General features: G+C 69.8%; 6 protein-coding genes. 4 read left to right on the top strand and 2 right to left on the bottom strand.

Translation table 11 applies throughout. The features are described from left to right. Window positions 1-114: 114 nt before the first annotated feature. Complete coding sequence (locus U9977_RS23885) at window positions 115-1,365, top strand: maleylpyruvate isomerase family mycothiol-dependent enzyme (protein ID WP_322751528.1); 1,251 nt, start codon at window positions 115-117, stop codon at window positions 1,363-1,365. A gap of 50 nt (window positions 1,366-1,415) precedes the next feature. Here U9977_RS23885 and U9977_RS23880 read toward each other — a convergent pair whose 3' ends face one another. Continuing rightward, the gene (locus U9977_RS23880; protein WP_322751527.1) at window positions 1,416-2,630 is read right to left on the bottom strand and encodes an RtcB family protein; all 1,215 of its coding nucleotides are present in this window, start codon (window positions 2,628-2,630) and stop codon (window positions 1,416-1,418) included. Window positions 2,631-2,829: 199 nt separating this feature from the next. Next, window positions 2,830-4,311 carry a 30S ribosomal protein S1 gene (gene rpsA / locus U9977_RS23875; RefSeq protein WP_322779398.1) on the bottom strand — a complete coding sequence of 494 codons (1,482 nt, stop codon included), beginning with the start codon at window positions 4,309-4,311 and terminating at the stop codon, window positions 2,830-2,832. Between the two features lie 359 nt (window positions 4,312-4,670). On the opposite strand from rpsA, the gene U9977_RS23870 reads away from it, so the two are divergent. The 3 genes from U9977_RS23870 to U9977_RS23860 form a co-directional block, all read left to right on the top strand. Continuing rightward, window positions 4,671-5,549 carry a class I SAM-dependent methyltransferase gene (locus U9977_RS23870; RefSeq protein WP_416210253.1) on the top strand — a complete coding sequence of 293 codons (879 nt, stop codon included), beginning with the start codon at window positions 4,671-4,673 and terminating at the stop codon, window positions 5,547-5,549. An 84-nt stretch (window positions 5,550-5,633) separates the two neighbouring features. Continuing rightward, window positions 5,634-7,148: a hypothetical protein gene (locus U9977_RS23865; protein ID WP_322751526.1), complete on the top strand. Its 1,515-nt coding sequence runs from the start codon at window positions 5,634-5,636 to the stop codon at window positions 7,146-7,148. Between the two features lie 165 nt (window positions 7,149-7,313). After that, a partial coding sequence (locus U9977_RS23860) for a hypothetical protein (protein WP_322751525.1) occupies window positions 7,314-7,522 on the top strand: 209 nt, incomplete at its 3' end.

The raw sequence follows: 7,522 nt of genomic DNA, 5'->3' as shown, positions 1-7,522 counted from the left end.
GACAGACCGTGAGGTGGCAACCCGACTCACCATTCCGGAAGGCACGGCAAAATCCCGGATCCGCGCTGCCCTGCAGAAACTTGCGGTCCGGTTGGAGCGCGAAGGGGTTCACGTGTGAGCGCCAGGAAGGTCGAACCGCACGACCTTGCGCCCGCGCACCCGTTGCGGAATCCGGCCCCCGACGGCCACGGAGGACATGTCGATGACCTTCTCGGTGCCTACCTCCTCGGCGCCTGCGATCCCGACGAGACGGTCATCGTCGACACGCACCTCGGCCGGTGCGAGCACTGCCTGGTCACGGCCGAGACGCTCAGCATCGGCCTGGTCGGTCTTGTCGGCCGGCAGCGGCACGACCTGGCCTGCGAGGTGTCCGGCGACATGCTCCGCGATGTAGCCGATGAGATAGCCGCCGAGATAGCCGCCGAGGCGGCCGATGCGGTAGCCACCGAGGTGGACCCGGCCGGTTCCGCCGCCCTGGCCGCGGTCATGGCGGCGGCTCTGACTCGCCGTCCGGCCACGCCGGTGGCACCGGAGATCGCAGATCCCTACCTCACCCAGGTTGGCGCCGTCGACCGGTTGCTTGCCGAGCTCACCGCCGACGACTGGACGCGCGAGATCGTCAACGGTTGGAACACCCGCGAGCTCGTCGCGCATCTGGCCGCCTCCGACGGGCTGGTCGCGGCCGGGATCGGCCTGGCGGTGGATCCGCCTGTGCACAGCACCGACCTGGATGAACGGACCGCCGCCGTCCACGCTCACCAACATGACTGGACGACCGGACGCACCTGGTCGGCCTGGTATGGCGCCATGGAACGGATCGCCGAGCAGCTCCGCCGCAGCGGGCTGACTGACACGGACGGTCCGACTGACACCGACGGGCTGACTGACACCGACGGGCCGACTGACACGGGCGATCGTCGCGCGCCGTTTGGCCCGCTGGGCGCCTACCTGACCATCCGGGCCTTCGAGACGTGGATCCACGGCCGTGACATCGCCGAGCGGGTCGGGCTGGCCATGCCGCTGCCACCCGCCGATCACCTCCACCGGATGGCCGACACCGCAATGCGGTGGCTCACCCCAAAGGTACGGGCCGCGCTACCACCTGCTTCCGGGGACGCGACGCTCCTTGTCACCCTCTCGGGCCCCGGTGGCGGCCGGTGGATGATCGGGCCGGACGGCACCAGCGAGATTGCCGGTAGCGGGAAACCGCCCGCCACCAGCGCGGCGATGTCCGCGCCCCTGCTCGACTTCTGTCTGCTGGTCGCCGACCGCCGCCAGGCCGGCGACATCGGCGCCGAGCTGGTGGGAGACACCGCGATCGCACAGGCGATGCTCGACGTCGCGCCCTCGTTCGCCGGCGCCTGACAGTTCGCCCTCGCCCATCCCGCGCAGCAGTTCACGGGTGCCGCACCGGGTCAGCCTTTGACGCACAGGACGGCCCGCAGCTCCGCGGCGACAGCGACCAGGTCCCGCTGGTTGGCGATGACCTGCTCGATGTCCTTGTAGGCCGCCGGGATCTCGTCGATCACACCGGCGTCCTTACGGCATTCCACCCCGGCGGTCGCCGCGGTCAGATCCTCGACGGTGAACATCTTCTTCGCCTTCGACCGACTCATCCGCCGACCGGCCCCATGCGACGCCGAGTGAAAAGACTCCGGATTCCCCAGTCCACGAACGATGTAGGACCGGGTACCCATCGAACCCGGGATGATGCCGTACTCCCCGGACCGTGCCGAGATCGCGCCCTTGCGGGTCACCAGCACATCCGCGCCATAATGATGTTCTTCGGACACGTAGTTGTGATGGCAGTTCACCGAGGCGAACGCTCGTTCCCCCGCATACGGACCGCTCTGCGGCGCAACCGGCAGCCGCAGTCCCGGGAAGAAACCATGCAGCACATCCTGGTACAGACCGAGCATCGCCTCCCGGTTCAACTGTGCGTACCGCTGCGCCCAGACCAGATCATGCCGGTATGCCCGCATCTCCGCCGTGCCCGCGAGGAACACCGCCAGATCCCGGTCGCGCAGGTCGCCGTTGTGCGCCAGCCGTTTCGCGATCCCGATATGGACCTCGGCCAGCTCCTTGCCGATGTTGCGTGAGCCCGAGTGCAGCATCAGCCACACCTGGTCGCCGGTATCGAGGCACAGCTCGATGAAGTGGTTGCCCGAGCCGAGCGTCCCCAGCTGCGCCATGGCCCGCTCCAGCCGTCCCGAGACCAACGGATGCAGGTCGGCGAAACCGTCCCAGAGCTCCCGGTGGGAGCGCACCCTGCCCGAGACGGTCGGGTGTCCGAGACGCCCGACCGGAATCACCGCCTCGACCGCGGCGCGTATCGCACCCAGATCATCCGGAAGATCACTCGCGGTGAGGTTCGTGCGGACGGCGGCCATTCCACAGCCGATGTCGACGCCGACGGCCGCGGGCGACACCGCGTCCCGCATGGCTACGACGGAACCGACGGTCGCGCCCTTGCCCAGGTGGACATCGGGCATGACCGCGACATGGTGATGGACATAGGGGAGATCCGCGACGGCGCGCAGCTGGTCGAGGGCTGCGCTGTCGACCTCCTGCGGACGGGTCCACATCCAGATGGGGGTCCGCGCACCCCCGAGTTCGGCAACGGCTGCCATGATCGATCGCTCCTGTTCGTCATCCGATACCCGGGCGGACGGTGCCCGGCGGTCTCACGAACAGGAGCGTGCCCGATGTATGCGGACTTTTCGAATGGTTTTCCGCCGCCGGACGCGAACGGGGCCTGCGGAAGATGTCCCGCAGGCCCCGTTCAGTGCTCTGTCAGGCAGCACCGATCTCACGTACTACCCGGTCGGGTTACTCCCGGCCGAACTGCTCCCGAAGGCGACGAAGCGCGTCCTCGTCGATCGCGGAGGCGGGCTGGTCGGGCTCGGCAGAGGTGTAGGACGACGGGGCGACCGCGGCGGCCTCGGCTTCCTGCGCGGCCCGAATCTGCGCCTGGTGCGCCTCGTAGCGCTGCTGGGCGTCGGCGTACTGCCGCTCCCACTCGGTCTGCTGCTCCTCGAAGCCCGGCAGCCACTCCCCCGTCTCCGGGTCGAAACCCTCGGGGTAGACGTAGTTGCCCGCCTCGTCGTACTTGGCCTCCATCCCGTACTGGGACGGGTCGAACGCCTCGCCTTCGCCGACAAGGGCGCTGGAGTCGTTCGCCTGCTTGAGGGAGAGGCTGATCCGGCGCCGGTCGAGGTCGATGTCGATGACCTTGACGAGGATCTCGTCGCCGACGTTCACGACCTGCTCGGGGATCTCCACGTGCCGTTCGGCCAGCTCGGAGATGTGCACCAGACCCTCGATGCCCTCGTCCACCCGGACGAACGCGCCGAAGGGCACGAGCTTGGTGACCCGACCCGGGACGACCTGACCGATCGCGTGGGTACGGGCGAACTGACGCCACGGGTCTTCCTGCGTGGCCTTGAGCGACAGCGACACCCGCTCGCGCTCCAGGTCGACGTCGAGGACCTCGACCGTGACCTCCTGGCCGACCTCCACGACCTCCGAGGGGTGGTCGATGTGCTTCCAGGAGAGCTCGGACACGTGCACCAGACCGTCGACACCACCAAGGTCGACGAACGCCCCGAAGTTGACGATGGAGCTGACGACGCCCTTGCGGATCTGGCCCTTGGCCAGCTGCGCGAGGAACTCCGACCGGACCTCGCTCTGGGTCTGCTCCAGCCACGCACGCCGGGACAGAACCACGTTGTTCCGGTTCTTGTCCAGCTCAATGATCTTGGCTTCGAGTTCGCGGCCGACGTAGGGCTGCAGATCGCGCACCCGGCGCATCTCCACCAACGACGCAGGCAGGAAGCCCCGTAGCCCGATGTCAAGGATGAGACCGCCCTTGACGACCTCGATGACGGTGCCGTTGACGACGCCGTCCTCCTCCTTGAGCTTCTCGATCGTGCCCCAGGCGCGCTCGTACTGCGCGCGCTTCTTGGACAGGATGAGACGGCCCTCCTTGTCCTCCTTCTGGAGAACAAGGGCCTCTACGTGATCACCGACCGTCACGACCTCGTGCGGGTCGACATCGTGCTTGATCGAAAGCTCCCGCGAGGGGATCACGCCTTCGGTCTTGTAACCGATGTCGAGGAGCACCTCATCGCGGTCCACCTTGACGATGGTTCCGTCGACGATGTCACCGTCGTTGAAGAATTTGATCGTTTTATCGACGGCGGCGAGGAAGTCCTCAGCCGAGCCGATGTCGTTGACCGCGACCTGCGGGGTGGTCGGGGTGGGCGGTGTGGTCACGGTCTCCACGGGTCGTACGTCGGTGGTGCTCGTCAAGGGGTCGGCTCCGGCTACAGGGTTCGTCGAATGCACGAGGGGCCGGATCGAACCGCCGGGACGGAGGGACAGGGACCGTGCAAAACGAACACTGTCGGTACCGATAGCGACGCTCGAGCGGATCTACTAGGTCTGAGATCCACAGACTCTCGTGCCAGACCCAAGTCTAGGGATCGTTGTCCAGGGTGGTCAACGCCATGGCGGGTCAACCTCGTCCCGCGTCGGGGTAAACCGCGCCGGAGACGACCCGCGAACCCGATGGGACCGCGACCATGTCACATCATCGGAACGGGATGACGCACGCGGCGGACGACCCACCCCCGATTGGATGCCCAGCGGACACTGCGAGGATCGATGCCGTGAACGGACCAGAACCCGCCAGACCGGACGCGCCCCGGCCCGTCCTGCCGCAGTACCCGCCGGGCGGGTATCACCCCGCCGAGTTCGGGTACAGCGACGTCGACGACGACAGCGCCCGATGGGCCAACCGCGGCTACTGGGACGCCACCGCCGACGACTACCAGGCCGAGCATGGTGCCTTTCTCGGTGACACGGACTTCCTGTGGTGCCCCGAGGGTCTGCGGGAGGCCGACGCGCACCTGCTCGGCGACGTCCGCGGCCGGACCGTGCTGGAGATCGGGTGCGGCGGCGCGCAGTGTGCCCGCTGGCTGGTCACCCGTGGTGCGGACGTGGTCGCGCTGGACCTGTCCGCAGGCCAGCTGCGGCACGCCCGGACGCTGTCGGTGGCCACCGGTGTGGACGTCGCCCTGGTACAGGCCGACGCCACCCGGCTGCCGCTGGCCGCCGCAAGTGTGGACCTGGCCTGCTCGGCCTTTGGCGCGATCCCCTTCGTCGCGGACAGCGCGGCCGTCATGCGTGAGGTCGCCCGGGTGCTGCGTCCCGGCGGGCGCTGGGTCTTCTCCACCACACACCCGATGATCTGGTCCTTTCCCGATCATCCGGGCAGGGAGGGTCTGACCGTGGTCCGCAGCTACTTCGACCGGCGGGCATACGTCGAGCGGGACTGGGCCGGCCGGACGAGTTACGCCGAGACCCACCGTACCGTCGGTGACCGCGTCCGGGAGCTGGTGGCCGCCGGTCTGACCGTGTTGGACCTGATCGAACCGGAGTGGCCGGCAGGGCACGACCGGGTCTGGGGCCAGTGGGGGCCGGTGCGTGGCCGCCTGTTTCCATCCACCGCGATCTTCGTGACCGAAAAGGGCACCGGGACCACCTGAGACGTCCCGGCGACAACGGTGATCGCGCCACCTTTGGCCCGGCCGGCCGGAGTCCGCCATGGCCGGCCCCAGATGGCCAGCTACATGCTTGTTACAATTAGTAATGGGAATGTTGCCGTCGTGACATGGTGGGAGGACACAACGGCCAGCCGTCCGGGCACGGTGGATGCGGTCCCGGTTGCCCGGCGCCCGTGCCCACCCGAGCGCGGCCCGGTCGGTGCAAGGCCCGCCCGATCCCCGGCGGCACCGGTGCCGGCCCCGCTCGCGGTAGCGGCCCCGCTCGCGGTAGCGGCCCCACCCCGGCACGCCCTGCGGGGGGCGATCCGCGGTGCGTCCCCACTGGCCGTTGCCGCCCTCGCCGCCAACCTCGCGAACCTGCTCGTCACGCTGGTGCTCGCCCGGCATCTGTCCACCACCGCCTACGGGGCCCTGGCCCAGTTGCTGGCGCTGTTCTTCGTGGTGTCCATGCCCGGCAGCGCCCTGCTCGTCGGCGTCGTCCGCAAGGTGACGCCCTGGCAGCAGACGGGTGAGGCCGCGATGATCGACCAATGGATTGCGCGGGTCCGGCGTGGCGGTGTCGTCCTGGTCGTGTTGACCGGTATCGCAGCTCTCCTGCTGCGGGGTGTCATCGCCACGGCGCTGTCCCTGCCGGGTCCCGGCGGTGTCGCCGAGATGCTCACCGCGGGCGCCGCCTGGTGCCTGCTCTGCGTGGACCGCGGGTTGCTGCAGTCCACCCACAGGTACGCCGGCCTCGCGGCCAACCTGCTGCTGGAGGGCCTGGTTCGGGGCGCCCTCGCGGTCGGGCTGGTGCTGGCGGGTCTCGGAGCCGATGGCGTCTGCCTGGCGATCCTGCTCGGTGTACTGGTCGGGCTCGGGCACGGGCGCACGATCCTGGGCTCCCACGCCGGCCGCGCTGCGGCGCGCGCCAACCCGCCCGCCGCCAACCCGCCCGCCGCCAACCTGTCCGCCAGCACCGCGCCCGCGATGGCGCCGAACCGGCTGGCCGTCGAGGTCGGCGCCGCGCTGAGCGCCCTGGTCCTGCTGGGCGTGCTCCAGAACATCGACGTGCTGGCGATCGGCGCACACCGCTCCGTCGACGCCGGCTCGTACGCGGCGGTGTCCGTCGCGTGCAAGGCGCTGGTCTTCGCCGCGGTCGTCCTGGGGGGCTTTCTGCTGCCCGAGACCGCGAGCCGCCGCCACCGCGGTGAGCACGCGCTGCACCAGCTGGGCGCGACCCTGGCGATGCTCGCGGTGCCGGCCATCGGGCTCCTCCTGGTCGCCCTGCTCGCTCCGGCGGGTGGACTGGCACTGGCCTTCGGCCCACGGCTGACCGCGGCCGCAGGCTCCCTCGCACCGCTGGCCGCAGCCATGACCTGCCTCGGGGCAACCGTCCTGTTCACCCACTACCTGCTGGCCGTCGGCGCGCGCGGCGTCCTGGTGGTGCTCGCGGCCGCGACGGCCCTCGCCGTTGCGGGCGTCTGGTGGGTCGGCGGCGCCTCGGTGGCGACCGCCCGGCTGGAACTCGCGCTGCATGCGGTGCTGGCCGCAGGCACGGGACTGCTGGTCTGGGCTGACGCCCGGCGCACCGCCACCCGGTGAGCGTGCGATCATCGCTGCTCGGACGCGTCGCGGGTCGGATTAGGATGCTTCGGACACGCTTCGCGATCACCGCAGGCCCTGGGGGCCAGGCCCGCGGCGTGCTGCCGTCTTCCTCCCTGCCGCACCAGCGACCGGGAGCCGAACCAGGACGATTGGGCTGGACCGGTGACCCTGACCGCACCATCGGCACATCCGCGGCGAGTTCTCTCCCGCCGGCTCGCCGGCCGCCCGGGCGCCGGCGGCGAGCCGTCGCCGCTGCGACGCCGGTGGCTGCCGTCGTGGCCCGCGTCGCTGCTGGCCGCGATCGCCTACCTCCCGCTGCTGCTCACCGCACCCGGGCGGGTCGGTGTCGACACCAAGGCCTACCTGTACAT

Origin of the sequence: Protofrankia sp. Cas8, from assembly GCF_963555845.1 — a bacterium.
GTDB lineage: Bacteria > Actinomycetota > Actinomycetes > Frankiales > Frankiaceae > Protofrankia.
This window is presented reverse-complemented; position numbering and strand designations above follow the sequence as displayed.